Here is a 25,824-nt window from a genome sequence, read left to right on the forward strand (position 1 = left end):
CCGCTACGAACGCAAGGCCGAGCACTTCCTGGCCTTCACGGCCATCGCCTGCAGCCTCATCTGCTACCGCAGACTCACCAAATGAGACGACGTCTAAGTCCGCGCAGGGTGTCCATGTCACCGCGTGAGAAGGCCTCGAATCCCTTGCGGACCAGCGCCGCGTGCGGATGTTCAGCCATGTCCCTCGCCACCTCTCCGTCGCTTGGCGATGTACGGCTGACGCTTCCGATTCTCCCCCCGGGCGGCTCCGGCGGCACGTCCCGGGCACGCGTCTCGGCACGCGTCTCGGCACGCGTCTCGGCATGTATCCGCGCATGCATGCCGGCACGCATCCCAGCACGCATGGACCGGGCACGGCGCTTCTACGCCGAGAAGCCCGGCCTGGAACCGGCCGACGAACGGCCCGGCGGGCCGCTGTACCGGTGCGGCGGCGGGCAGTTCGTGCTGTTCCTCGCGCTGTTCCTCGCGCTGTTCCGGTCGGCGGGGGCCTCGCCCGGCACCTTCACGCGGATGGCGTTGGAGGTCGACGGCATCGACGCCGCCGTGGCGGAGCCGAAACGGCGCGGGGTGGTGTTCGAGGAGGTCGGCCTTCGTCGAGGGGACTCAGGACAACGACTGGCCGATCCCCAGCGGAGTCGTCGGCCGGGTCCTCGGTCGGGGCCGTCAGGCCGTCGTGCTCAGGCCCGGCCCCGCGAGCGAGCCGCCCGGGCGATCGTGACCACCGCCTTCTCCAGGGCGTACTCGGGGTCGTCACCCCCGCCCTTCACCCCCGCGTCCGCCTCGGCCACCGCCCGGAGCGCCACCGACACACCGTCCGGCGTCCACCCGCGCATCTGCTGGCGCACCCGGTCGATCTTCCACGGCGGCATCCCGAGCTCCCTGGCCAGGTCGGCCGGCCGGCCCCCGCGCGCCGACGACAGCTTGCCGATCGCCCGGACGCCCTGCGCCAGCGCGCTGGTGATCATCACCGGTGCCACCCCCGTCGCCAGCGACCAGCGCAACGCCTCCAGCGCCTCGGCCGTCCGGCCCTCGACCGCCCGGTCGGCGACCGTGAAGCTCGACGCCTCGGCCCGGCCCGTGTAGTACCGCCCGACGACCGCCTCGTCGATCGTCCCCTCGACGTCCGCGACCAGCTGCGAGACCGCCGAGGCCAGCTCCCGCAGATCGCTGCCGATCGCGTCGACGAGCGCCTGGCAGGCCTCCGGCGTGGCGGACCTGCCCACCACGCGGAACTCCTGCCGCACGAACGCCAGCCGGTCCGCCGGCTTCGTCATCTTGGGGCAGGCGACCTCGCGCGCCCCCGTCTTGCGCGCCGCGTCGAGCAGGCCCTTGCCCTTGGCCCCGCCCGCGTGCAGCAGCACGAGGGTGATCTCCTCGGCGGGCGCCCCGAGGTAGGCCTTCACGTCCTTGATGGTGTCGGCCGACAGATCCTGCGCGTTGCGCACGACCACGACCTTGCGCTCCGCGAAGAGCGACGGGCTCGTCAGCTCGGCGAGCGTGCCGGGCTGCAGCTGGTCCGGGGTGAGGTCCCGTACGTCCGTGTCGGCGTCGGAGGCCTTGGCGGCGGCCACCACCTCCTGCACGGCACGGTCGAGCAGCAGCTCCTCCTGGCCCACGGCGAGCGTCACCGGGGCGAGGGGGTCGTCATTCGCAGTCTTCCTGGCCATCGCGCCAAGCATCCCACGCGCCACTGACAGCGGGCCCCACGGCTCTGCCCGCGCACGCCGTCCCTGACCATGACGTCCCGGGCCATGACGTCCCGGGCCATGACCCCTGGCGATGGCATCCCTGGGCTACGGCGCCGCGTGGCTACGGCTCCTCACGCCAGCCCTCCCACTCGCCCGCGAAGCGGTCCAGCTCCCCGGCGTCCAGCCGTTCCTCCTCGTCCCGCAGGACGACCAGCCACTGCGCGTCCTCGGCGTCGTCCTCACCCGCCAGCGCGTCCCGCACCAGCTGCGGTTCCTCGGCGACCCCGAACCGTTCCCGCAGCGCCTCGATCACCTCGTCCGCGGCGTCCCGGTCGGGCAGCACCAGCACATGTCGCACATCACTCACGCCGGACATTGTCCGGCACCGCCGTGCGGACCGGGCGCTCAGCCCTTGCGCACGACCCGCCCATCGAGGACGACCCCGATGCCCGGCCCCACCACCGCGACGGCGCGGGCCGGCCTGGTCTGCCCCATTCGGGTCGCTGGTGGTGCGCACCATTGGCGAAGAGTCGCCGGAACCGCCCCCTAGGGCCGGTCCGGGCCGGTGGACCGCACCGCCGGCACCCGGTCGAGCCGGATCCCGAACCGCTCGCGGTAGGCGCCGAGCACCTCCTCGTCCGTCCCCAGTTCCCTCTCCTCCCGCGTGCCGTCGGCCGCCGTCGTCGTGAACCGGCGACCGCCGAGCGTGATCCTCCCTCCGTCCCGGGTGACCCGCGAGCAGACCAGCGAGCGCGTGAAGTGCGAGACCGGTGACGTGCTGTGCCACCACGCCCCGGCCACGAAGTCGCCGAGCGCCCGGGGCCGTACCTCCAGCCGGTACTGGGCGACGCCGTCCCGGTACACGTCCAGGTCCGCCGCCTCCACCGTGCCGTGCCCGCCACGCGCCCCGGCCGCGTCCGGCCCCGCCTCCAGGATCCGGAAGGTGCCCGCCGGGTCCTCCTGCTCCCCTCGCTCCCCGAACGCCAGCGGCAGGTGGCTGTGCGCCCCGAACCCCACGTCGGCCAGCCAGTCACCCCCGTCCACCGTCCGCACCCGCAGCGCCAGGTGGTCGTACGGGATGCCGAGCCGTTCCCCGTCCCCGTACACCCGCCCCGCAAGCAGCGCCACGTCGTACCCCAGCGCGGTCAGCAACGCCCCGAACGAGCCGTTGAGTTCGTAACAGAACCCGCCCCGTCGCGCCCCCACCACCTTGTCCAGCAGCCGCTTCTCCTCCAGCACGATCTCCTCGCCGAGGTGGATCGAGAGGTTCTCGAACGGCACGGTCTGCAGGTGACGCAGATGCAGCTCGCGCAGCGCGTCGACGGTGGGCCACGCCGGCGGCTCGACCCCCAGGCGGTGGAGGTAGGCATCAACCTGTGCTGGGTTCATGCCCTCAGTCTCGCGCCACCCTCAGCCGGCCGGCCCCTCCGACCACGGCCAGCGCGCCGTCCCGGTCCGTCCGCAACACCGCGGCGCCGCCGGCCCGCAGCGCCGCGACCGTGCCGGGCGCCGGGTGCCCGTACGGGTTGTCCGCACCGCAGCTGATGAGGGCCAGTCGCGGAGCCGCCCGGCGTAGCAGTCCGGGGTCCTGGTAGGCCGAGCCGTGGTGCGCGACCTTGAGCACGTCCACGCCCCGCAGCGACTCGGCGGCCGGCGATCTCGCCAGCGCCCGCTGCGCCGGGGGTTCGAGGTCTCCCAGGAGCAGCAGGCGCAGTCCGTGCGAGCGGACCAGCAGCGCGACGCTGGCGTCGTTCGGCCCCTCGGGCACCGGGTGCGCCCACAGCACGCCCGGAGGAGAACCCGGTGGCGGGCTCGGGGGCGGCCACACCACCTGCCAGGACAGCTCCCCCGCGCGCCGCTCCTCACCGGCGGCCGCCCGGGTCACGGGAACCCGCCGGGCCGCCGCCAGTCTCCGCACGAACGCGGCCTGGTCGGCGGGCTCTTCCAGGCCGGTCGTCTCGATCGCGCCCACCGCCCTGCCGCGCAGCACCCCCGGCAGGCCCGCGACGTGATCGGCGTGGAAGTGGGTGAGGACGACCAGCGGGACCCTCGTGACGCCGAGCGTCCGCAGGCAGTGGTCGACGCGCTGCGGATCGGGTCCCGCGTCCACCACCACCGCGGCGCCCTCCCCCGCCGCGAGCACCAGGGCGTCCCCCTGCCCCACGTCACACATCACCAGCCGCCAGCCGGGCGGCGGCCAGCCCGTGATCGTCCGGGTCAGCGGCGGCGGCTGCACCACGGCCAGCAGGAGCAGCACTCCGCAGACCCCGCACCACCAGGGATGCCGCAGGAGCCACCGGCCCAGCAGCACCACGAGCAGGGTCACGGTGCCGAGCAGCGCCGCGCCCGTCCAACTGCCCGGCCAGTCCACTCCCGCGCCGGGCAGCGCCGACCCGGTCCGGGCGATGCCCGCGATCCACTCGGCGGGCCACTGGGCGCACCAGGCCAGGGCCTCGGCCACCGGCATCGCCACCGGGGCCGTGGCCAGCGCGGCGAAGCCCAGCACCGTCGCCGGCGCCACCGCGACCTCCGCGAGCAGGTTGCACGGCACCGCCACCAGGCTCACCCGCGCCGACAGCACGGCGACGACGGGCGCGCACAGGGCCTGCGCGGCACCGGCGGCGGCCAGCGCCTCGGCGAGCCCGGGCGGCACCCCGCGCCGCTGCAACCCCCTGCTCCAGCGCGGCGCGAGGGTGAGCAGGGCGCCGGTGGCCACGACGGAGAGCAGGAACCCGTAACTCCGCGCCAGCCGCGGGTCGTAGAGCACCAGCAGCAGGACCGCCGTCGCCAGCGCCGGGATCATCGACCTGCGGCGGCCGGTCGCGAGGGCGACCAGCGCGACGGCTCCACAGGCCGCGGCCCGCACCACGCTCGGGTCCGGCCGGCACACCACGACGAACCCGAGCGACAGCGCACCGCCGAGCACCGCCGTCCCCCGCAGCGAGATGCCGAGGCGGGGCGCGAGCCCCCGCCGCTCGGCCCGCTGGGCCAGCCCGGGCGGACCGAGCAGCAGCGCGAGCAGGATCGTGAAGTTGGCGCCGCTCACGGCCAAGGTGTGTGTGAGGTCGGTCTCCTTGAAGGCCTCCTCCAGCTCCGGAGTGACCCGCGAGGTGTCCCCGACGACCAGCCCCGGCACCAGCGCCCGGGCGTCCGCCGGCAGCCCGTCGGTCGCCTCCCGCAGACCCGCCCGCAACCGCCCGGCGAGCCGCTGCGCCGCCGAGGGCCGCGTCACCACCTCCGGACCCGCCTCGCCACGCACCCGCAGCACGGCCGCCACCCGGTCACCGCCCGCCATCGCCGGTGCCGCCCGGGCGTCGACCCGCAGCCGCGTCGAGGGCAGCAGCCCGAGCCACGCCGACGCCACCGGCCCACCGGCGAACGGCCGCCCGCCCCCGTCGCCCCGGTCGGCCGGCCCCACGTCGACGATCATCAGCACCGGCGTGCGCGTCTCCACCGCGGCGGCCCCCGCCCGGTGGACGCGCCGCACCTCGGCGTCGATCAGTACGGCGGCCGGAGCCAGGCGATCGCCCCGGACACGGGGCCGGGTGAGCCGGGGGTCGGAGGTGAGGTCGACCTCGGCGGTCACCGTCGCGTACTCCCGCGCCAGCCCGGGCACCGGGCCGCGCCGCAGGTCCGCACCGTGCAGTGCGGCCGAGGCGGCCGCCGCCGCGACGCACAGCAGCACGGCCGCGGCCGACACCCGCGGCCATGAGGACGCCGGGCCGTGTCGTCGCCCCGCCAGTGCCAGCAGTGCGACGGCGCCGAGGCAGACGGTCACGATGCCCACGACCCAGCCCACGGGCACGGCCGGCACCAGTGCCGCCGTGCCCCAGGCCGCGAGGGCGGGCGGCACGAGCCGCAGATCGGTGGGTCCCTCCTGCCGTGGCCGGGCGAGCCCGAGCCGCTTGCCGGAGGAGACGTGCACCGGCGACCGGGCGGGCCGGTGCCCCGGAGCGGGCCCACCAGGGGGCATCGCGGCGCGGTGCCCCGGAGCGGGCCCACCAGGGGGCATCGCGGCGCGGTGCCCCGGAGCGGTCCCGCCAGCGGGCATCGCGGCGCCGGAAGCGGGCCCGTTCAGGCACGAGCCGGAGGCGGTCTCATCCAGGCACGCCGAAGACTCGGAGGCGGTCTCGTCCAAGGGTGCCGGTGTGCCCGGAACGGTCCCGTCCCAGTCCGCCGGAGCATCGGAGGCGGTCGTCATGGCCGTACGAGGTTCCGCAGGTCGGCGAAGCGGCGGTCGCCGATGCCGTTCACCTCGCGCAGCTCGTCCACGGAACGGAATCCGCCGTGCTGCGTGCGGTAGTCGACGATGTGCTGCGCCAGCACGGGTCCGACACCGGGCAGCGTGTCGAGCTGGTCCAGGGTGGCCGTGTTGAGGGAGAGCGGAGCGCCCGGCACCGCCCCGCCCGTCGCCCCTCCGACCGGTCCCGCGGGGCCCGTACCGCCCGTCCCCGTGCCCGCGGCGGGAGCGGGAGCGGGACCGCCGACGATCACCTGCTCACCGTCCACGAGGAACCGCGCCCGGTTGAGACCGTCGGTGTTCGTGCCGGGCTTCACCCCGCCCGCCGCGCGCAGCGCGTCCGCGACGCGCGAACCGGCCGGCAGCCGATGGATCCCGGGCTCATGGACCTTGCCGCCGACGTCCACGACGATCTCGGCGACTCCCGCGGCACCCACCGTCCCGGCCGTCCCGGCGGTCCCAGCGGTTCCGGCGGTCCCGGCCGCACCCTCCACGCCGGTGGTCCGCGCCGCCCCGGCGGCCGCTCCCGGCCCCCGCTCCCCCTGGGTCCGACCGTCCTGCCCCGTCTCCTCCCCGTACGGTGCGGCGGCGCGCACCACCTCGGGAGCCCGCACGGGCTGGGTCCGGCCCGCCCAGAAGTGCTGCACGGCGAAGGCCGCGGCGACGACGAGCACCACCGCCAGGGCGACCACACTCCGCCGCTCCAGGCCACACCTCGTCTGCAACCACAGCGGCATGCGCTCCCGCAGCGCGAGCCCGGCCCGCTCGCGCCAGTCCCCTTCGCCGAGGCGGCCGTCACCGGGGGCCGCCCCCGCCGGAGCGGTGACGGGCTCCGCGACCGCTGCCTGGAACCCCGGCCCCGGCCGAGTCACGTCGTCACCCCCGGAACCAGGCGGCCCCTGCCCCGACTCCCGGCGCTCCCCCGCCCGTTCCCCCGCCCGCTCCCCCGCCCGTTCTCCCGGACCAGTCCGCCTCACGGGCTCGGCGCGCTCCTGGAACAACGCCTGAGCCCGACGGCGCAGCTCGTCCGCGGAAGGGTGCCGGGCCCGGCCACGCGCCACAGGCCGGTGCCGGCGGTGACGGACGCGCCCGTCGGACGTGGGACCGCGGCCCGGCCCGCTGGTCGCGGTCGCTGTGTGTGAACGTGATCGAAGTGCCATGCGACGAGGATCGGACACTCCGGCCCACCCGCGATGATCATGGTCGATTCCCGGGGACAACCGCCCGCCTGTGGACAACTCCCCCACTCACACGGGTGAGAGGAGCGTCCCACCGCATGCCACCGCATCTCCCACCCCAACGTTCACCGCGGCGAAACCACAACCCCCAGCAATCCGGGCCCCGTATGTGCCCCGATCACCGCCCCGACCTCGCTGACATGCAGATCGGCCAGCCCGGTCAGCCGTCCGCGCAGCCGGTCGGCGAGCGCCGACGCCCGGTCCGGCGCGGCCAGATGGTGGACGGCGACATCGACCTGGGCGCTGCCCGCGCGGTCGGCGGCGATCTCCTCCAGCCGCGCGATCGCCTTGGACGCGGTCCGCACCTTCTCCAGCGGTTCGATACGGCCGTCGGCGAGCTGCAGCAGTGGTTTCACCGCGAGCGCGGAGCCCAACAGGGCCTGGGCGGCGCCGATCCGGCCGCCGCGGCGCAGGTAGTCGAGGGTGTCGACGTAGAAGTAGGCGGACGTGCCGGCGGCCCGCTTCTCCGCAGCGGTGACGGCCTCGTCCACCGTGCCGCCCGCCTCGGCGGTCTCCGCCGCGGCGAGGGCGCAGAAACCGAGCGCCATGGCGATCATGCCCGTGTCCACGACCCGCACCGGCACGGGTGCCCGCCGGGCGGCGACCACGGCCGCGTCGTACGTGCCGGAGAGTTCGGCGGAGAGGTGCAGGGAGACGATGCCGGTGGCGCCGGACTCGGCCACCTTGCGGTAGGTCTCCTCGAAGACCGCGGGACCGGGACGCGAGGTCGTCACCGAGCGCCGCTTCTGCAAAGCCTGGGCGAGGGCGCGCGTCGAGATCTCGGTGCCCTCCTCCAGGGCCCGGTCGCCGAGGACCACCGTCAGCGGCACCGCCGAGATGCCATGCCGCTCCATCGTCCGGGTCGGCAGGTAGGCCGTTGAATCGGTGACGATCGCGACATGGCGGGACATGAGCTGGAGGTTACCTGCCGTAGTGCCCGTGTGGCAGCCCGGACCCCGAGCCCTGCCGCACGCGTGGCCGGATCAAGTGGTGCTCTCGGGGCGGGGCTTCTTCTGCCAGGGGTAGGTGGGACGCGGTGCCGGCGGGGTGATGGCGGGCCGGTCCGGCTCCGGCGCGGGGCTGGTCCGCGGGGTCTCCGACCAGGTCTGTCCGGCCGTGGCGGCATCGGCGGCGGGCGCCTCGGGCCACGGCTTCGAGGCGGCCGCCGGGGCTGCCGGGGAGTCCGGTGCCGTCCAGTGCCGCAGGGCACCGGCCTCCATGTCGATCTGCGCGCTGAGTGTGTCCAGGTCGTCGTCCGCGAAGCGCCGGGCGCGGTCGCGGGCCGCCCAGCGCAGCGCGTCCGCCGACTGCGTGATGCGTTCGGTGCGCTCGCGCAGCCCGGGCAGGCGCTCGCGCAGGGCGGTACGGTCCGGCTCGGACTCCAGGCGCTTCAACTCGCCGTCCAGCTCGTGGCCGTGCGCGCTGAGCCGTTCGAAGAGGCCGATGGACTCCTTCACGGACTCGTCCTCGGCTGCGGCCGCGTTCAGCGCGTCCTGGGTGGCGCGCATGGAGCCGCGCAGCTTCAGCCGCAGCTGGGCGAGCTCTCCCGCGGCGCCGGGCTGGGCCAGGGACTTGGCCCGCAGGGTGTGCTCCTCGACCGTGCGGCGGGCCTGGCTGATGCCGCGGTCCACGCTGCGCTTGGCGGCCCCGACGGCCTTCACGGTGGCGTACGCGCCGAGCGCGACGAGGAGCACGAAGAGCAGGGCGAAGACTGCGATCACTGCTTCCACAAGGGCTCCTCCTTCAGGGGCGCCACGGCACACCTCACATCGCTCTCCACGGTAAACGCAACAGGCAGGCCCGGAGTTCCAGAAAAACCCCGAACCTGCCCGTAGGGGACCACTAGGGGGCCACCGCGAAGCAGCCCCCGCAAGAGAGTCCCCGCGAAGGAGTCCCCGCAAGAGGATCGCCACAGGGGAGTCACCCCAACGGGATCACCACAAGGGAGTCACCCAGGGGTCACCACGGCGCCCCCCGAGGCCCCGGCGCTCACGCCGGGACGATGTTCACCAGCTTCGGCGCCCGCACGACGACCTTGCGGATCCCGGCCCCGCCCAGCGCGGCGACGACCTTCTCGTCGGCCAGCGCGGCCTTCTCCAGCTCGTCCTCGGAGATCGACGGCGGCACCTCCAGCCGCGCCTTGACCTTGCCCTTGATCTGCACGACGCAGGTCACGGTCTCGTCGACCACGTACGCCGGGTCGGCCACCGGGAAGTCCTGGTGGACGACCGAGTCGGTGTGGCCCAGCTTGCGCCACAGCTCCTCGGCGATGTGCGGGGCCAGCGGCGCGACCATCAGCACCAGCGGCTCGGCCACGGAACGCGGAACGGGGCCGCCCACCTTGGTCAGGTGGTTGTTCAGCTCGGTGACCTTGGCGATGGCGGTGTTGAACCGCATGCCCTCCAGGTCCCCGCGCACCCCGTCGATCGCCTTGTGCAGGGCGCGCAGCGTCTCCTCGTCCGGCTCGGCGTCGACGACGGTCACCTCGCCGGTCGCCTCGTCGACGATGTTGCGCCACAGCCGCTGCAGCAGCCGGAACTGGCCCACCACCGCACGCGTGTCCCACGGCCGGGAGACGTCCAGCGGGCCCATCGCCATCTCGTACAGGCGCAGGGTGTCCGCCCCGTACTCGGCGCAGATCTCGTCCGGGGTGACCGCGTTCTTCAGGGACTTGCCCATCTTGCCCAGCAGGCGGCTGACCTTCTCGCCCTGGTACCAGTAGGCGCCGTCGCGCTCCTCCACCTCGGCGGCCGGCACGGCGATGCCGCGGCTGTCGCGGTAGACGTAGGCCTGGATCATGCCCTGGTTGAACAGCTTGTGGAACGGCTCCGCGGAGGAGACGTGACCCAGGTCGTACAGCACCTTGGACCAGAAGCGCGCGTACAGCAGGTGCAGCACGGCGTGCTCGGCGCCGCCGACGTACAGATCGACACCGCCGTGCGGCATGCCCTCGCGCGGGCCCATCCAGTACTGCTCGATCTCCGGGTCGACCAGCTTGTCGCTGTTGTGCGGGTCCAGGTAGCGCAGCTCGTACCAGCAGGAACCGGCCCAGTTGGGCATGGTGTTGGTCTCGCGGCGGTACTTCTTCGGGCCGTCGCCCAGGTCCAGCGTGACGTTGACCCAGTCCTCGTTGCGGGACAGCGGCGTCTCGGGCTGGGTGTCGGCGTCGTCCGGGTCGAAGGTGCGCGGCGAGTAGTCCTCGACCTCGGGCAGCTCCAGCGGCAGCATCGACTCGGGCAGCGCGTGGGCGATGCCGTCCTCGTCGTAGACGATCGGGAAGGGCTCGCCCCAGTAGCGCTGGCGGCTGAACAGCCAGTCGCGCAGCCGGAAGTTGACGGTGCCCTCGCCGACGCCCTCGGCCTCCAGCCACTCGGTGATGCGGGCCTTGGCCTCCACGACGCCCAGGCCGTCCAGGGAGACGCCGGTGCCGGAGGAGTTCACGATCCTCGCGTCGTAGGAGGCGAAGGCGTCGTCCCACTCGGAGGGGTCCGTGCCGCGGCCGTCGGTGGGCTCGACCACGCAGCGGATCGGCAGCTCGAAGGCGCGGGCGAAGGCGAAGTCGCGCGTGTCGTGGGCCGGGACGGCCATGATGGCGCCGGTGCCGTAGCCCATCAGCACGTAGTCGGCGATGAAGACCGGGACCTGCTCGCCGTTGACCGGGTTGGTCGCGTAGGCGCCGATGAAGACGCCGGTCTTGTCCTTGGCCTCGGCCTGGCGCTCGACGTCGGACTTGGCGGCGGCCTGGGCGCGGTAGGCGGCGACGGCCTCGGCCGGGGTGGCGTAGCCGCCGGTCCACGCCTTGTGGGTGCCCTCCGGCCAGGCGGCCGGGGTGAACTTCTCGACCAGCGGGTGCTCGGGCGCCAGCACCATGTAGGTGGCGCCGAACAGGGTGTCCGGGCGGGTGGTGAAGACGGTGATGCGCTCGCCGTCGACGGGGAAGTCGACGCGGGCGCCCTCGCTGCGGCCGATCCAGTTGCGCTGCTGCAGCTTGATGGCCTCGGGCCAGTCCAGCGCGTCCAGGTCCTCCAGCAGCCGGTCGGCGTAGGCGGTGATGCGCATGTTCCACTGGCGCAGCTTGGCCTTGAAGACCGGGAAGTTGCCGCGCTCGGAGCGGCCGTCGGCGGTGACCTCCTCGTTGGCCAGCACGGTGCCCAGCCCGGGGCACCAGTTGACCGGCGCGTCGGAGGCGTAGGCCAGCCGGAACTCGCCCAGGACGTCGGCCTTCTCGGCGGCGCTCAGCTCGCTCCACGCGCGCGTGTGCCCCGGGACGGGCCGCTCACCGGACTCGAACTCGGCGACCAGCTCGGAGATCGGGCGGGCCCGCCGGGCGTCGTGGTCGTACCAGGAGTTGAAGATCTCCAGGAAGATCCACTGGGTCCACTTGTAGTAGTCCGGGTCGATCGTGGCGAACGACCGGCGCTTGTCGTGGCCCAGGCCCAGCCGGCGCAGCTGGGCCTTCATGTTCTCCATGTTGGCTTCGGTGGACACACGGGGGTGCGTGCCGGTCTGCACCGCGTACTGCTCGGCGGGCAGGCCGAAGGCGTCGAAGCCCAGGGTGTGCAGGACGTTGTGGCCGGTCATCCGCTGGAAGCGGGCGAAGACGTCCGTGGCGATGTAGCCCAGGGGGTGGCCGACGTGCAGGCCCGCGCCCGAGGGGTACGGGAACATGTCCATGATGAACTTCTTGGGCCGGGCGACGGTCTCCGGGTCGCCCGCCAGGTCACCCTTGGGGTTGGGCGCGGCGTAGGTGCCGTCCGCGTCCCAGAAGTCCTGCCAGCGTGCTTCGATCTCGGCAGCCATCGCGGCCGTGTAGCGGTGCGGCGCCGCCACCTCGGAGGTGGCGGCGGGGTTCGTCTCGCTCATGATCCTCAAAGCTCCATCGATCGTCTCTGCCTGCGGCTGTGTCGTCGAGAAACGAAAAATCCCCTCGCACAGGAGGGGACGCCGCGCCGATTCCGGCCACTCGACTCGTCCGGTGGCCGGGACTGATCAGCGCGGCCCGCTAAGCAGAAGGCGTACGGCACGCATGGCGTTAGGGTACCGCAGGCCCCCAGCGCGCCGCGACGCGCTGTGGACGGGCCCCCTCGACGCCTCTCGGCGTTCGACGCCACTCGAAAGCTGAACCAAGGTCAAGAGTTACTTCGCGTAACAGCCGCTAAGGGACATCACAACAACCACATTGTCCTTTGATAACAACGCAATAACTCAAACCTCCTACCCATCGGTATGGCTCCGCTTAGAGTGCGGCAGCGGGACCGCTTTCCCGAACCGCTCGGAGTTGCCCCCATGAACCCTCATCGCAGTACCCCCTCACTCCCCCCGGTCGCCGGGACGTGGGGAGGCAGGTCGTGAACCCCCACGACTCCACGGCAGACGACTCCTTCGCCGAGTTCCTGAACTTCGGCGCGGGTGTGCTGTCCCTCGTGTGCCTGACCTGCTCGGTGATCTGGGGCCTGGTCGCCCAGGACCGGATCCTGCTCGACGCGCGCCGGCGCATCCTGGCGCAGGCCGTGCACCGGACCACGGCCGTCGCCTCGATCGTCTTCCTGCTGGTGCACATCGGCGTGAAGCTGGCGCTGTCGCACACGTCGTGGATCGCCGCGGTCATCCCCTTCGGCCTGGTGTTCACCGACGAGGAACTGGTCGGGGGCAGGTCGTTCCTGATCGGCCTGGGCACCCTGGCGGGCATGCTCATGATCTTCGTGGGCGTCACCGGCGTGCTCCGCAACCGCTTCGCCTCCCCCGCGCCGGTCGCGGCCCGCTGGCGCGCCATGCACATGCTGGCCTACCCGGCCTGGTGCGCCGCCCTGGTGCACGGGCTCTACGCGGGTCGCGCGGCCAAGCCGATCTTCGTCATCCTGTACGGCCTGTCCCTGGTCGGCGTGGCCGCCGCCCTGGCCCTGCGCGCCGCCCCCCGCCCGGTCAAGCGCAAGGTCGCCGACCGGGTCGCCGCGCTCATCGGCCCCGGCGAGGGCCTGGGCCGCCGCGACCTGGAGGAGAGCCGCGCCCGGGCGGGAACCGGCTCCGCGCTGCCCGGCTACGAGGGCCGCGAGGCCCGTGCCGGAGCGGCGGCGACCGCGTCCGGGCCGCGGTACGAGCGGGCCGAGCGCCCCTCGCCGCAGGAGTCCACCAGCGGCTTCGCCGCGGCCTACCGGGCCGTCTCGGGACCCCCGATGGACCAGGCCTACGCGCCGGGGCCGACCACCAGCATGGAACTGCCGCTCGACCTGCAGCCGACCGAGGCCATCCCGGCCGTGGACGGCCCCTCCAGCACCTCCGGCAACTGGCCGATCCCGTCCCCGCCCCCGGTCGGCGAGGCCCCGCCGTCGGCCTACGACCCGCTCCAGGACACCGGCTTCAACATCCCGCCCTACGACCCCCTGCGGGACACCGGGCAAAGCATCCCGGCCTATGGCAATCCAGGCGCCTCCGGCTACGGATCGAGTGACGTGTACGACACGGGTGAGACGAACGCCGTCCGCGACACGTACTACCCGAACGACACGTACAACAGCGGTCCCGCCACTGAAACACTGCCCGGTGCGTCCTACGACTTCGACGCACCGGGATCGGGCGAACCTTGGAACACGCCTTCCGGAGGCTTTAAGTGAACGAGGCCCTGCCCGACGTACCCGAAGTCCGCGTGGTCGGTCTTCCCCAGCTCACGTCGGGCTTCGACCTTGTCGATCGGCTCGATCTGCCCATGCACCTGAAGGTGCACGGGCCGCTCGAGCCGATGGGCGGCGAGCAGCTCGCGCAACTCGCCGAACGCATCAACCTGAGGGGCCGCGGCGGCGCGGGCTTCCCCTTCCACAAGAAGCTGCGTTCGGTCGCCGAAGCGGCGATCAAGCGCGGCGTCCGGCCGGTCGTCGTCGTCAACGGCAGCGAGGACGAACCGGCCTGCCGCAAGGACACGGTGCTGATCAACCGTGCCCCGCACCTCATCCTGGACGGGGCGCTGCTGTGCGCCGAGGCCCTGGGTGCCCGCACGCTCGTGGTGGGGGTCACGCGGGAGTCCACCCAGCGCTCCATGGAGGCCGCGCTCGCCGAACGCGGCCTGAGCAACGGCCGCCGCTCCGCCCTGCGGGCCCGTGTGCAGCGCAACCCGGTGCGCATGGTCACCGGCGCCGCCGCCTCCCTGATCCGCTCGATCGACGGCGGCCCGGCCATCCCGCCCGGCCGCAAGGTCAGCGCCTCGCAGAACGGCGTCGGCGGCGCGCCCACCCTGCTGTCCAACGCCGAGACCTTCGCCCAGCTGGCGATCGCCGCCCGCATCGGCCCGGAGCGCTACGGCAACACCGGCCTGTACGACGAGCCGGGCACGGTCATGCTCACGGTCTCCGGCGCTGTCGCGCGGCCGATGGTGATCGAGGTCCCCACGGGCGTGCCGCTGCGCTACGTGCTGCAGTTGGCCGGCGCGCCGCCGGTCCCGCAGGGCGTGCTCACCGGCGGCTACCACGGCAAGTGGATCGACGCGGCCACGGTCAACGAGGCGATCGTCTCCCGCAACTCCCTGGACGCGGTGGGCGGTTCCCTGGGCGCCGGCGCGATCCTGCCGATCAGTCAGGACACCTGCCCGCTGGGCGAGTCGCTGCGGGTCGCCCAGTGGCTGGCCGAGGAGAGCGCGGGCCAGTGCGGCCCCTGCTACCTCGGCCTGCCGGCCGCCGCGCGCGGCATGGAGGACATCCTCAACGGCGGCGGACCGGCCGCCCTGGAGGCGCTCAAGCAGGTCGCCAAGAACGTCAAGCGGCGCGGCGCCTGCTCCCACCCGGACGGCTCCGCGATGTTCCTGGAGTCGACCATCAAGGCGTTCACGGACGACCTGGCGGCCCACGTCCTCGGCAACGGCTGCGGACGGCGCGTGGAGGGCGTCCTGCCGCTCTTCGAGGGCGGCAGGGCCCCGACGGGCATCCCGGGCGGCGGCGAGTCGGAGGAGAACGGCCCGAGCCGGCAGAAGATCTACGTCGACTGGACGCTGTGCCGGGGCCACGGCCTGTGCGCGGACATCCTCCCCGAGGTGTTCCAGCTGGGCGCCGACGGCTTCCCGACGGTGGCCCAGGCGCAGGTGCCGCGGTACGCCGAGGCCAAGGCGCTGCGGGCGGTGCGCCGCTGCCCCGCCCTGGCCCTGCGCATCGAGGAGGACACCCGCGGGCAGGGCGCCCCCTCCCGCAACCTCCCGGTGCTCTCCCAGGGCCGCGGCCGCCGCGCCCTCGGCCGCTGAGCGGGCGTACGGCGGGCTTCCCCCCGGGGGAGCCCGCCGTACGCGTCCCCGCGCACGACAAGAAGGCGGGCCATCCGGATCGGATGGCCCGCCTTCTCATCTGCTGTGGAGCTAAGGAGAATTGAACTCCTGACCTCCTGCATGCCATGCAGGCGCTCTACCAACTGAGCTATAGCCCCTTGCGGTGTCGCCCTCCGGGTCTCCCCGGCGGCGACGCCAACATTACTGGTCCTGCGGGCCCAACGCCAAATCGGTTTCGCGGTGCCCGATATGACCTTTTCGCCGGGCCGCGCGTCTCAGGCCGTCACGAACGAGTAGAACCGCTTGAGCGTGCAGTGCTCCTCCAGGAGCCGGCCGTAGATCGGCTCTCCCTCCAGCTCGCGGTACGTCTCGATCGGGTCGCCTTTTATGATCAGCGCCCGCGCGCACTCCTCGCACCAGTACTGGTAGTCGGGATTGATCGGCTCCATGTCACGGACGATCGGAGTCCCGCTGCCGCACCAGTCGCACTTCCGCCTGTGGGCACCCATCGATCAGCTCCAGCTGTGGCCGCAGGCCGTGCACACGTAGGAGATGCCGCCGTTGTCGCCGAGCATCTGGGCCACGTGCGCGGATCCGCAGGAAGGGCAGTTGAGGCGGGTGGACATGTCCCGTGTCAACGCTGCTCCGAGGAGGTGGTCGACCTCCTCGAGGATGCTCGCAGGCATCGGTGCTCCTCCCGTCGGGCCGCGCCCCCTTCCGGCCGTTTGATTCTGCCACGGCCGGGCCAATACGGTCAGCGACGCCTCAGTACCAGTCCGGACACGGCACACGTCGCGACCGTAGAGGTATACGCCTCAGCGGGCCGGGTGACTCAACCCCGGGCACGAAAAATCCCGCCCCCTGACGGGAACGGGATCTTGACGTGGAGCTAAGGAGAATTGAACTCCTGACCTCCTGCATGCCATGCAGGCGCTCTACCAACTGAGCTATAGCCCCTCTTGTTCCTTCCCGGCGGGCCGGGCGAACAAGAAGAACTTTAGCCTGCGACCTGCCGGAAAGTGAAATCCGGGGTCAGTCGTCGTCGCCCAGCACCGGTTCCGGCAGCGTGCCGGCGTTGTGCTCCAGCAGCCGCCAGCCGCGGGCGCCTTCGCCGAGCACGGACCAGCAGCAGTTGGAGAGTCCGCCGAGGCTCTCCCAGTTGTGCGGCTGCAGGCCGAGCAGCCGGCCGATGGTGGTGCGGATGGTGCCGCCGTGGCTGACCACGACGAGCGTGCCGTCCTCGGGGAGCTTCTCGGCGTGCCGGAGCACCACGGGGGCGGCGCGGTCGGCCACCTCGGTCTCCAGTTCGCCACCGCCGCGGCGCACGGGCTCGCCGCGCTTCCAGGCGGCGTACTCCTCGCCGTGCCGGGCGATGATCTCCTCGTGCGTCAGGCCCTGCCAGACGCCCGCGTAGGTCTCCCGCAGGGCCTCGTCGTGGGTGACGTCGAGGCCGGTGAGGGCGGCGAGCTCGGCGGCCGTGCGCGCGGCCCGCTGGAGATCGGAGGCGATGATCGCGTCCGGCTTCAGCGCCACCAGCAGCCGGGCGGCGCGGCGGGCCTGGGCGACACCGGTCTCGGTGAGTTCGACGTCCGTGGTGCCCTGGAAGCGGCGCTCCACGTTCCACGAGGTCTGGCCGTGCCGCCACAGGATGATGCGGCGGCCCCGGCCCGGCGCGGCGGCCTCGCTGAAGGCGTTCACCGCCAGTCTCCGTCCAGCTCCGCCGCCTCCTCGGCCGCCTGGAGCTTGGCGTGCTCCTCGGCCTTGCCGCGCGTGGCCTTGGCGTCCTCGGGCAGGTCGAGCTCGGGGCAGTCCTTCCACAGCCGCTCCAGGGCGTAGAAGACGCGCTCCTCGCTGTGCTGGACGTGGACGACGATGTCGACGTAGTCGAGCAGGATCCAGCGGGCGTCGCGGTCGCCCTCGCGGCGCACGGGCTTCGCGCCGAGCTCCTTCTGCAGGCGCTCCTCGATCTCGTCGACGATCGACTTGACCTGGCGGTCGTTGGGCGCGGAGGCCAGCAGGAAGGCGTCCGTGATGGACAGCACGTCACTGACGTCGTAGGCGACGATGTCGTGCGCCAGCTTGTCGGCGGCCGCCTGGGCGGCGGTGGTGATGAGCTCCTGGGAGCGGTCGGTCACGGTCACTACGAGGCTTTCGGTCGGCGGTCGTTTGTCCTCAAGGGTCTCACGGACCGCCGTGCGCCCCCCACGCGATGACGGGGATCACGTGGGGGACGGGCTTCCGGCGCCTAGCCGGAGGAGGGCTCGTAGTCCTGGCCGAGGACCACCGCGACGTCGGCGCTCGCCGGGACCGTGCCCTGGGCGACGGAGCTCGCGGGCAGGCCGAGGGTCTTGGCGACCTCGGTGGCGTTCGTCTTGCCGGCGGCGTCGGCGTAGACGACCTTCGAGGCGGACCGGGCGTCCGCCGTGCCGCCGTCCAGGAACGTGAAGCCGCCGTTGAGGAGGACCACGCGGGCCTTCTCGGTGTTGTCCCTGGCGCCGGTGGCGTTCTGGACGGAGACGCTGACGGCGGCGTCCTTGTCGGGGCTCTTGGCGGTGCCGCCGAGGACGTCGCGCACGATCCCGGCGCCGGTCTGGGCGCTGAGCGTGCCGTCGCTTCGCACCGGCAGCAGGTCCGTCCGGTAGTCGCCGCCCTTGGCGAGGTCGGAGAGCCCGGCCAGGAAGGTGCCGAGGTCCCTGTCCGTCAGGGACGGGTCGAGGATCTGCGCCAGGGTCTGGATGGTGGTGGTCGCGGCCCCCGGGTCGGACGACAGCTTGCGCAGCACGCCCTGCATGACCTGCCCGAACCGCTCCAGCTGGGCGTTCTGGCTCTCGCCCGGGGCGCGGTAGGTGGCGTAGGCGACGGCCATCTTGCCGCTGAGCGTCTGGTCGCTGCCCTTGTTGACCAGGGGGGCCTCGCCCTTCTTCCTGGCGGCGGGGTCGGGAACGTCCGTGTTCGTGTCGACGTCGATGTTGCCGACGAGGTCGACGAGGTTCTGCAGGTAGGGGGTGTCCAGACGCCAGGTGCCCTGGATGTCGGTGCCGAGGACCGAGTCGAGCGCGGCGCGGGTGCCGTCGGAGCCGTCGTCCTCGACCGACTTGGCGAGGGTCGTCGTCGTGCCGTCGTCGCTGGTCAGGGCGAGCGAGTTGGGCAGCAGCACGGTGGTGCCGCGCTTGGTGGTGGTGTTGTCGACGAGGAGGGCCGTGGCGGTGCCGCCGCCCTTGGTGTCGTGCAGGTGGACGACGATGACGTCCCGCTTCTGGGCGCCGGCGGCGGTGGTGGTGCCCGTGCCGGAGCCGTCGGAGGACAGGCCGGGCAGCTTCCCCGCGTACCAGAGGTAGCCGACGCCGCCGGCCGCCACGAGCGCGAGGACGACGGCCAGGGCGACGATCCGGCTGCGGGCGCGGCGCCGGGCCTCCTCACGGCGCTCGGTGCGGTTCTCGGTGAACTTCAGCCAGTCGATGACGTCTTCGGAGTTGTCGTCCGGTTCCTCGACGAAGGCGAACTGCTCGGTGTGGTACTCCCGGTCGGGGTCGTCCCGGTCGGCGTCCCGCTCCCCGGCGGCGGGACCGGCCTGCTGCGGGATGTGCGCCGTCTGCGGGGAGGTCTGCTCGGCGACCCGCGCCTGCCCGGCCGTGCCGCCCGCCGGGGCCTGCCCGTAGGAGTCGTGGGCAGTGCCCTGCGCCTGGCCGCCCTGGTGGGGCCCGGAGGCGTACGGGTCGTAGCCGTACGGGGCGGTGGGCTGCTGCTGCCCGGCCCCGTAGTCGTACGCGGGCGGCTGCTGCTGCCCGCCCGTGGCGTAGGGGTCGTAGCCGTATCCCTGCTGGTGCTGCTGGGCGTACGGGTCGTAGGCCTGCTGCTGGGTCTGCTGGGTCTGGACCTGCCGGTAGACCGGCTGTCCGTACTCGTCGTAGCCGACGAGCTCGTACGCGTCGGCGCCGTAGCCCGCGGCCCCCGCGTCGTATCGGTCGTTCACCGGTGCCCCTCTCGGCTCACTCGCCGCGGTACAGCTCGCGCTTGTCGATATAGCGCACGACTCCGTCCGGCACCAGGTACCAGATGGGGTCGCCCTTGGCGACTCTCGCACGGCAGTCGGTGGAGGAGATGGCCAGGGCGGGGACCTCCACGAGCGAGACGCCGCCCTCGGGAAGTCCGGTGTCGTCGAGGTGGTGGCCGGGCCGGGTCACCCCGATGAAGTGCGCGAGGGAGAACAGCTCCGCGGAGTCCCGCCAGGTGAGGATCTGGGCGAGGGCGTCGGCGCCGGTGATGAAGAACAGGTCCGTGTCGGGGTTGAGCGCGCGCAGGTCGCGCAGGGTGTCCACGGTGTAGGTGGGGCCGCCGCGGTCGATGTCGATGCGGCTGACGGAGAACTGCGGGTTCTCGGCGGTCGCGATGACCGTCATGAGGTAACGGTCCTCGGCCGGGGAGACGCTGCGGTGGCTCTTCTGCCAGGGCTGGCCGGTCGGCACGAAGACCACCTCGTCGAGGTGGAACGCCGCGGCGACCTCACTGGCGGCCACCAGGTGCCCGTGGTGGATCGGGTCGAAGGTGCCGCCCATGACGCCCAGGCGGCGCTTGCCCGGCTCCGACGGGCTCTTGCCGGGGCCGTCGATCTGGCGGGCGGCGGCACGGCGGGGCGCCGAGTGTCGCTCGGCGCCGCTCGCCGTGTCCGGTGCCGGGTCGTGCGGCGTCTCGTTCGCCGGACCGGTAGGCATGTCCTGCTCTCCCATGCGTGCAGACCCTACCGGCCCCGCCCGAGGGCTCCGGCCGCCCCCGTGGTCCCCGGGGCATCCCGCGCGGGGTGCCCCGCCGGGCTCAGCGGTCGCGGTTGAAGCGGGTGGTGATCCACAGCAGGAGCAGCAGGATGAAGAGGGCGGCGCCACCGGTGAGGTAAGGGCTGAGGCTCTCGTGGTTTCCGGCGTGTTCCCCGCCCTCGGCGGCGAGGGTGACCAACTGGGCAGCGGTGCTGTGGAAGCTCATCTTCGGCAGGACCTATCGCGTGTGGGCGGGATAAAGACGTCGGCTCATCGTAAGCGGGCGCCTCCGCCGCGATCACCCCGACTCCGCCTGTTCGCCCCGCGGGAGCCACCCGGGGCCCGGGAGCGCGCCCGGGGAACCTTCGCGCTGCCTCAGTCGTCCTTCCGTCTGTAGCCGCGCAGCAGGAACCACGCGGTCACCGCACAGCCCACGATCATCACGAGCAGGACGATCCGGAGGATCCCCGGCCCCCCTTGCCGGTCTGCGGCGCTCGCGGCCTCGGCGAGCCAGGCGGCGGGGTGGTGCTCCATGACGGTGGTTCCCTTCGCTGTACTGCCCGACCACCGTAACTCCGCCTAGGCTGGCCCCAGCCTCGGGGAAGCAAAGGGCCGCACAAGGGGCCGCAAAGGCCACCCAGACGCACATGGGGGAAGACATGTCCGACGGCCACGACCAGGACGGGCACGAGCACGTACCGAGCCGGCAGCGCAGGCGCTTCCCCGGGATCTCCTCGCGGACGTACGAGCACCCGGCCGACCGCTCCGCCCTGGTGGCGCTGCGCAAGCTGAGCGGTTTCGACACGGTGTTCAAGGCGCTCAGCGGCCTGCTCCCCGAGCGCAGTCTGCGGCTGCTGTTCCTGTCCGACTCGGTACGGGTCTCGGACCAGCAGTTCTCGCACCTGTACGTGATGCTGCGCGACGCCTGCTACATCCTGGACCTGGAGAAGGTCCCGCCGATGTACGTGACCCAGGACCCGCAGCCCAACGCGATGTGCATCGGCCTGGACGAGCCGATCATCGTCGTGACGACGGGCCTGGTGGAGCTGCTCGACGAGGAGGAGATGCGGGCGGTCGTCGGCCACGAGGTGGGGCACGCGCTGTCCGGCCACTCGGTGTACCGCACCGTCCTGCTGTTCCTGACCAGCCTGGCCGTCCGGGTGGCCTGGATCCCGCTGGGCAACCTCGCGGTCATGGCGATCGTCACCGGGCTGCGGGAGTGGTTCCGCAAGTCGGAGCTGTCCGCGGACCGGGCGGGACTGCTGGTCGGGCAGGACCTGCGGGCGTCCATGCGGGGGCTGATGAAGATCGCCGGTGGCAACCACCTGCACGAGATGAACGTGGACGCGTTCCTCGCCCAGGCCGAGGAGTACGAGGCGGGCGGCGACCTGCGCGATTCGGTGCTGAAGATCCTGAACGTGCTGCCCCGCTCCCACCCGTTCACGACCGTCCGGGCGGCCGAGCTGAAGAAGTGGGCCGAGTCGCGGGACTACCAGCGCATCATGGACGGCCACTACCCGCGGCGCGAGGAGGACAAGGACACCTCGGTGCGGGACTCCTGGCGCGAGTCGGCGAACCATTACGGCACGCAGGCGAAGAACTCGAAGGACCCGCTGATGAAGCTGGTCACGGACCTCGCCGGCGGCGCCGGCGACCTGGGAGACCGGGTGCGCCGGGGCTTCGGCGGCTTCACGGGCTCCTCCCCGAAGCCGCCCGGGGGCGGTCCGGCGGCGGACGGGCCGGACACCCCGGGGGAGGACCGGCCGCCGCGCGACGACCGGTGACCCGTCCCACCCGGACCGGGAAGGCTGGGGGGCTCACCGGGGCCACCGGGGCCGCAGGGGGTCCGCGTGCCCTTCGCAGGAGCCGGGGACCCGCTCCTCACACCTTCGGCTGCGCGCTCGTCGCCAGGGAGCCGCACAGGGCCGTGGCGCTGCCCGTCGCATAGGGGTCGGTGCCGGCGGGGCCGCCCTCCTTGGCGGTCTGGCCGGCGAGGAGGGGGCGGAGGTGGTGCGTGGAGTCCTCGGCACAGGACAGCGGCCCGGCCTGGACGTAGGAGACGACCAGCTGGGCCTGGTGCAGGCGCAGGTCGTCGCGGTCGAAGCGGAACTGCAGCTCGCGCCGGACGGTGAACAGGGACACCTCGGCCCCGGCTCCGGCCCCGGCGGGCCGCAGCGCGTACACGAACGTGTGATCGGCGGTGACCTCCAGGGTGGACGCGTCGGCCTCGGCGGCCTGGAGTGTGCCCTGGACGCGCACCCGCCGGTCGGCCAGCTCGGCCCGGGTGGGGTCGAAGCGGACCAGCCAGCCGGTGGGCGCGTGGCGTCCGTCCGCGGTGGGGCGGGTGAAGCTCTGGTCGAACTGGTCCAGCTGGTCGGGGTCGAGCAGGACCCGCACGGCGCGGATCTCGCCGCCCGTGATCACCTCCGGGTCGAGGGCGGACCGGACGACGTAGTCCTTGGCCGTGGACAGCGCGGTCACGACCTGGCTGTCCGAGAAGTGCGCGGTGCGCCGCGAGGGGGGCAGCGGCACGCCCTCCGCGCCGGTCTTGAACTGCGCGGCGGGGCTGTGCGCGTACAGGAACGCCGTGTCGCCCGCGCCGGGCACCCTGCCCTCGGGGGCGAGCGGGATGACGGTCATGCGCAGCGGTTCGGCCGGCTCACGGGCGGCGGGGGTCTGGTAGGGGTGGCGCACTCCCATGTAGATCGCGGTGCCGAAGGCGAGGGTGATCAGCAGGACCAGGATCAGTGCCTGCCGGGACAGGCCCCGGCGCAGGGGCGGGCGGCGGCGTACGGCGGGCGCGTGGTCGGCCATGCGCTCCTGCGCGGAGTACTCCTGGAGGCGGGCAGCACGGACGAACGACTCGTCGAAGACGACGGATCGGTACTCGTCCTCGCCACCTCCGGGAGCGCCCTCGGGTGTCCCCTCGGGTGGGTCTCCAGGCCCGCCCATATCTTCAGGGTAGGTCGCCGCGGCCCCGGGTAAACGCCGGGCTACTCCACAAGTTCTGACATGTTCTCACCAGGGCGGCGGCTTCCGGTCAGGGGGTGCGCGGGATCACCGAGACGGCCGGCTGGGAGTAGTCGGCGGAAGCCGAGGGAGCCACCCCGCCGCCCTGTTCCGGCCCGGTCGAGGCGGGCGGCGGCACGGGGCCCTCGCGGTTCGAGGAGGCCCCGCGGTAGACCGCCGTGAAGGCGAGCGCGACCATGCCGATCCCCATCACCAGGGCGAGCAGCCAGGCGACCGGGCGGTGCCAGCGCACCTGCTTGGAGTACGGCCCCGTGTCGCCGTAGTGGTCCTCCAGGAGGTCGGGCTCGTCCAGGTCGTCCAGGTCCGGATCACGGCCGTAGCCGCGGGGGCCGTCCGGGCCGTACCCGTCGTCGTACCGCTCGCCTCTGAGGTGGGCGCGGCGGGCGGCCTCCGCCTCGGAGGCCTCGGCTCTGGCCTGCGCGGCGGCAAGGAGGCGTTCGACGGCGGTCGGCTCGTGCACCGCGGCCGCACGTACGAAGGCCTCGTCGAAGACCACGGAGGCGAACTCTTCGTCCGACACCCCGCGGTCGTGGTCGTCGTCGGGCTCCCGGCCGTCCGGAAACGGCGTGCCCCCCACGTCCTCCGGCACCGTTCCAGAGTAGACCTGGGGGGTCATTTTGGGCAGACGGTATGGAAATTCGTCCGCCGGTCGAGACGGCTTCACGGGGCCGCGCACGGCGCACGATCCGGCGGTCCGCCCCTGCCGCACGCGCCTGCGCCCGCTCCGCCGTCCGGGTGTCCCGGGCGCTCGGGCGGGCGGTCAGCGGCGGACGTGCCCGTCCCCGGTCACGATGTATTTCGTGCTGGTCAGCTCCGGCAGGCCCATGGGGCCGCGGGCGTGCAGCTTCTGCGTGGAGATGCCGATCTCCGCGCCGAAGCCGAACTGGCCGCCGTCGGTGAAGCGGGTGGAGGCGTTGACGGCGACGGTCGTGGAATCGACCAGCTGGGTGAAGCGGCGGGCCGCCTGCTGGGAGGTCGTCACGATGGCCTCGGTGTGGCCGGACGTCCACAGCCGGATGTGCTCGACGGCCTTGTCCAGCGAGTCGACCACGGCGGCGGCGATGTCGTGCGACAGGTACTCGGTCTCCCAGTCCTCGGCCGTGGCCTCGACGACGGTGGCCTTGGAGTCCTTGGCGTAGGCCTGTACGCGCTCGTCGGCGTGGACGGTGACGCCGGCCTCCGCGAGGGCGTCCAGGGCGCGGGGCAGGAAGTCGGCGGCGATGTCCTGGTGGACCAGGAGCGTCTCGGCGGCGTTGCAGACGCCGACCCGCTGGGCCTTGGAGTTGATCAGGATCTCCACGGCCGTGTCGAGGTCGGCCTGCGCGTCGACGTAGACGTGGCAGTTGCCGGTGCCGGTCTCGATGACGGGGACGACGGACTCCTGGACGACCGTGTTGATCAGGGAGGCGCCGCCGCGCGGGATGAGCACGTCGACCAGGCCCCGGGCGCGCATCAGCTCGCGCACGCTGTCGCGGCTCTCGCCGGGGACGAGCTGGATGGCGTCGGCGGGCAGCCCGGCCCCGCCCACGGCGTCGCGCAGGACGCGCACGAGGGCGGTGTTGGACTGGTACGCCGAGGAGGAGCCGCGCAGCAGGACGGCGTTGCCGGACTTCAGGCAGAGGGCGGCGGCGTCCACGGTGACGTTCGGGCGGCCCTCGTAGATGATGCCGACGACGCCGAGCGGGACGCGGACCTGGCGCAGGTCGATGCCGTTGGGCAGCGTGGAGCCGCGGACGACCTCGCCGACCGGGTCGGGCAGGGCGGCGACGTCGCGCACGTCGGAGGCGATGGCGCGGACCCGCTCGGGGGTGAGCGTGAGCCGGTCGATCATGCCCTCGCTGGTGCCGGCCTCGCGGGCCTTGGCGACGTCCTCGGCGTTGGCCTCGACGATCTCGCTCGTGCGGACCTCCAGCGCGTCCGCGATGGCGAGCAGCGCGTCGTCCTTCTCGGCCCGCGGCAGAGGCGCGAGGCTCGCGGCGGCGGCCTTGGCGCGGTAGGCGGCCTCGGTGACCGGGGACATGGAGTCGTACGGCGAGAGCGTGGTCATGAGGGAAGGGTAGTGCGCCGGGCGGCGGCGTTCCTCGTCTGTTCCACACCCCGAGACACTCCGCGAGACTCCCCCGGGCGGTCCGGGCGGGTCTCCCGGGGCCGGGTCAGAAGGGGTGGACCCCGACGGGCGAGGCCGGGGGCGGTCCGTACCCTTCGGCGATGCGCTGGTGGTAGGTCGCGCGGTCGATGACCTCCAGGCCGACGATCTCCCAGGGCGGCAGTCCGGCGGTCTGGCGGTGCTCGCCCCACAGCCGCAGCGCGACGGCGGCCGCGTCGTGCAGGTCGCGGGCCTCCTCCCAGTACCGGATCTCGGCGTGGTCGACGGCGTAGCGGCTGGTCAGCAGGAAGGGGTGGTCGTGGGCGAGCTGCTCCAGGGCGCGCCGGACCTCGGGCAGCGGGGCCTCCTTGCCGGAGACGCTGAGCGTGACGTGCCACAGGCGCGGGATGTCGGCGGGTTCCTCGCCGCCGAACCGGTCTCCGGCCGCCACACTGGCCAGGGCGCGCTCCTCACCGGCCGCGCGGGAGCCGGTACCACCACGGGACGCCGGCGTCCCAGGGCGCACTCGTCTCACGACGGCCTCCTTCG

The 25,824-nt window shown here is 73.1% G+C and carries 23 protein-coding genes, 2 tRNA genes and 2 pseudogenes; 4 read left to right on the plus strand and 23 right to left on the minus strand.

All coding sequences use genetic code 11. From position 1 onward, the window contains the following. Nucleotides 1-95: 95 nt before the first annotated feature. A pseudogene (locus AC07DA_RS26635) lies at nucleotides 96-179 on the minus strand (nuclear transport factor 2 family protein); the annotation flags it as partial. Nucleotides 180-318: 139 nt separating this feature from the next. Between AC07DA_RS26635 and AC07DA_RS26640 the strand changes: the two are divergent. Beyond that, a pseudogene (locus AC07DA_RS26640) lies at nucleotides 319-591 on the plus strand (VOC family protein); the annotation flags it as partial. Between the two features lie 86 nt (nucleotides 592-677). On the opposite strand, the gene holA reads toward AC07DA_RS26640, so the two are convergent. From holA to leuS, 8 genes are all read right to left on the minus strand, one after another. Then, complete coding sequence (holA, locus tag AC07DA_RS26645; protein ID WP_479130725.1) at nucleotides 678-1,667, minus strand: DNA polymerase III subunit delta; 990 nt, start codon at nucleotides 1,665-1,667, stop codon at nucleotides 678-680. A gap of 142 nt (nucleotides 1,668-1,809) precedes the next feature. Further along, nucleotides 1,810-2,055, minus strand: coding sequence for a hypothetical protein (locus tag AC07DA_RS26650; protein WP_479130726.1), 246 nt, complete (start codon nucleotides 2,053-2,055; stop codon nucleotides 1,810-1,812). Between the two features lie 179 nt (nucleotides 2,056-2,234). Beyond that, nucleotides 2,235-3,077 (minus strand): arylamine N-acetyltransferase family protein, encoded by an 843-nt coding sequence (locus AC07DA_RS26655; RefSeq protein ID WP_479130727.1) that lies wholly within the window; start codon nucleotides 3,075-3,077, stop codon nucleotides 2,235-2,237. Between the two features lie 4 nt (nucleotides 3,078-3,081). Next, nucleotides 3,082-5,661, minus strand: coding sequence for a ComEC/Rec2 family competence protein (locus tag AC07DA_RS26660; protein WP_479130729.1), 2,580 nt, complete (start codon nucleotides 5,659-5,661; stop codon nucleotides 3,082-3,084). Nucleotides 5,662-5,885: 224 nt separating this feature from the next. Beyond that, nucleotides 5,886-7,088 (minus strand): ComEA family DNA-binding protein, encoded by a 1,203-nt coding sequence (locus AC07DA_RS26665; RefSeq protein WP_479130731.1) that lies wholly within the window; start codon nucleotides 7,086-7,088, stop codon nucleotides 5,886-5,888. 143 nt (nucleotides 7,089-7,231) lie between these two features. After that, nucleotides 7,232-8,077, minus strand: a complete 846-nt coding sequence (locus tag AC07DA_RS26670) for a DegV family protein (RefSeq protein ID WP_479130732.1) — start codon at nucleotides 8,075-8,077, stop codon at nucleotides 7,232-7,234. Between the two features lie 72 nt (nucleotides 8,078-8,149). Further along, a complete protein-coding gene (locus AC07DA_RS26675; protein ID WP_479130733.1) occupies nucleotides 8,150-8,896 on the minus strand; it encodes a hypothetical protein in 747 nt (248 codons plus the stop codon). A gap of 259 nt (nucleotides 8,897-9,155) precedes the next feature. After that, nucleotides 9,156-12,029, minus strand: coding sequence for a leucine--tRNA ligase (gene leuS / locus AC07DA_RS26680; RefSeq protein WP_479130734.1), 2,874 nt, complete (start codon nucleotides 12,027-12,029; stop codon nucleotides 9,156-9,158). 485 nt (nucleotides 12,030-12,514) lie between these two features. On the opposite strand from leuS, the gene AC07DA_RS26685 reads away from it, so the two are divergent. After that, the gene (locus tag AC07DA_RS26685; RefSeq protein ID WP_479130736.1) at nucleotides 12,515-13,777 is read left to right on the plus strand and encodes a ferric reductase-like transmembrane domain-containing protein; all 1,263 of its coding nucleotides are present in this window, start codon (nucleotides 12,515-12,517) and stop codon (nucleotides 13,775-13,777) included. Further along, nucleotides 13,774-15,387 (plus strand): NADH-ubiquinone oxidoreductase-F iron-sulfur binding region domain-containing protein, encoded by a 1,614-nt coding sequence (locus AC07DA_RS26690; protein ID WP_479130737.1) that lies wholly within the window; start codon nucleotides 13,774-13,776, stop codon nucleotides 15,385-15,387. The genes AC07DA_RS26685 and AC07DA_RS26690 overlap by 4 nt, the downstream gene beginning before the upstream one ends. 106 nt (nucleotides 15,388-15,493) lie before the next feature. Here the strand turns inward: AC07DA_RS26690 and AC07DA_RS26695 are convergent. The 10 genes from AC07DA_RS26695 to AC07DA_RS26740 all read right to left on the minus strand — a co-directional run bounded on the left by AC07DA_RS26695 (nucleotide 15,494) and on the right by AC07DA_RS26740 (nucleotide 20,693). Continuing rightward, nucleotides 15,494-15,566, minus strand: a tRNA-Ala gene (locus tag AC07DA_RS26695). 117 nt (nucleotides 15,567-15,683) lie between these two features. Beyond that, entirely contained in the window at nucleotides 15,684-15,917 is a 234-nt protein-coding gene (locus AC07DA_RS26700; protein ID WP_006136074.1) for a hypothetical protein, read from the minus strand. Between the two features lie 3 nt (nucleotides 15,918-15,920). After that, entirely contained in the window at nucleotides 15,921-16,094 is a 174-nt protein-coding gene (locus AC07DA_RS26705; RefSeq protein WP_479130739.1) for a hypothetical protein, read from the minus strand. Between the two features lie 198 nt (nucleotides 16,095-16,292). Continuing rightward, nucleotides 16,293-16,365: transfer RNA gene (locus AC07DA_RS26710), tRNA-Ala, on the minus strand. Between the two features lie 75 nt (nucleotides 16,366-16,440). Next, nucleotides 16,441-17,112: a histidine phosphatase family protein gene (locus tag AC07DA_RS26715; protein ID WP_479130841.1), complete on the minus strand. Its 672-nt coding sequence runs from the start codon at nucleotides 17,110-17,112 to the stop codon at nucleotides 16,441-16,443. Further along, nucleotides 17,103-17,549 (minus strand): ribosome silencing factor, encoded by a 447-nt coding sequence (rsfS, locus tag AC07DA_RS26720; protein ID WP_094057635.1) that lies wholly within the window; start codon nucleotides 17,547-17,549, stop codon nucleotides 17,103-17,105. Before rsfS ends, AC07DA_RS26715 begins: the two co-directional genes overlap by 10 nt. Nucleotides 17,550-17,653: 104 nt before the next feature. Continuing rightward, on the minus strand, nucleotides 17,654-19,381 hold the full coding sequence (locus tag AC07DA_RS26725; RefSeq protein WP_479130740.1) for an LCP family protein: 1,728 nt from the start codon (nucleotides 19,379-19,381) through the stop codon (nucleotides 17,654-17,656). 16 nt (nucleotides 19,382-19,397) lie between these two features. Beyond that, nucleotides 19,398-20,135, minus strand: a complete 738-nt coding sequence (gene nadD, locus AC07DA_RS26730; RefSeq protein WP_479130741.1) for a nicotinate-nucleotide adenylyltransferase — start codon at nucleotides 20,133-20,135, stop codon at nucleotides 19,398-19,400. Nucleotides 20,136-20,220: 85 nt separating this feature from the next. After that, nucleotides 20,221-20,385, minus strand: a complete 165-nt coding sequence (locus tag AC07DA_RS26735) for a hypothetical protein (RefSeq protein ID WP_479130742.1) — start codon at nucleotides 20,383-20,385, stop codon at nucleotides 20,221-20,223. Between the two features lie 149 nt (nucleotides 20,386-20,534). Beyond that, on the minus strand, nucleotides 20,535-20,693 hold the full coding sequence (locus AC07DA_RS26740) for a hypothetical protein (protein ID WP_094057639.1): 159 nt from the start codon (nucleotides 20,691-20,693) through the stop codon (nucleotides 20,535-20,537). Nucleotides 20,694-20,806: 113 nt separating this feature from the next. Here AC07DA_RS26740 and AC07DA_RS26745 point away from each other — a divergent pair, with 113 nt between their 5' ends. Further along, a complete protein-coding gene (locus AC07DA_RS26745) occupies nucleotides 20,807-21,943 on the plus strand; it encodes a M48 family metallopeptidase (RefSeq protein WP_479130743.1) in 1,137 nt (378 codons plus the stop codon). A 97-nt stretch (nucleotides 21,944-22,040) separates the two neighbouring features. On the opposite strand, the gene AC07DA_RS26750 is transcribed toward AC07DA_RS26745, so the two are convergent. From AC07DA_RS26750 to AC07DA_RS26765, 4 genes are all read right to left on the minus strand, one after another. Further along, the gene (locus AC07DA_RS26750; RefSeq protein ID WP_479130744.1) at nucleotides 22,041-23,111 is read right to left on the minus strand and encodes an SCO2583 family membrane protein; all 1,071 of its coding nucleotides are present in this window, start codon (nucleotides 23,109-23,111) and stop codon (nucleotides 22,041-22,043) included. A gap of 88 nt (nucleotides 23,112-23,199) precedes the next feature. After that, nucleotides 23,200-23,778: an SCO2584 family spore wall biosynthesis protein gene (locus AC07DA_RS26755; protein WP_479130745.1), complete on the minus strand. Its 579-nt coding sequence runs from the start codon at nucleotides 23,776-23,778 to the stop codon at nucleotides 23,200-23,202. A gap of 171 nt (nucleotides 23,779-23,949) precedes the next feature. Next, nucleotides 23,950-25,236 carry a glutamate-5-semialdehyde dehydrogenase gene (locus AC07DA_RS26760; RefSeq protein WP_479130746.1) on the minus strand — a complete coding sequence of 429 codons (1,287 nt, stop codon included), beginning with the start codon at nucleotides 25,234-25,236 and terminating at the stop codon, nucleotides 23,950-23,952. Nucleotides 25,237-25,342: 106 nt separating this feature from the next. Then, nucleotides 25,343-25,801, minus strand: a complete 459-nt coding sequence (locus AC07DA_RS26765) for a hypothetical protein (protein ID WP_479130842.1) — start codon at nucleotides 25,799-25,801, stop codon at nucleotides 25,343-25,345. Between the last annotated feature and the right edge of the window lie 23 nt (nucleotides 25,802-25,824).

Source organism: Streptomyces sp. NPDC044921 (genome assembly GCF_056432865.1).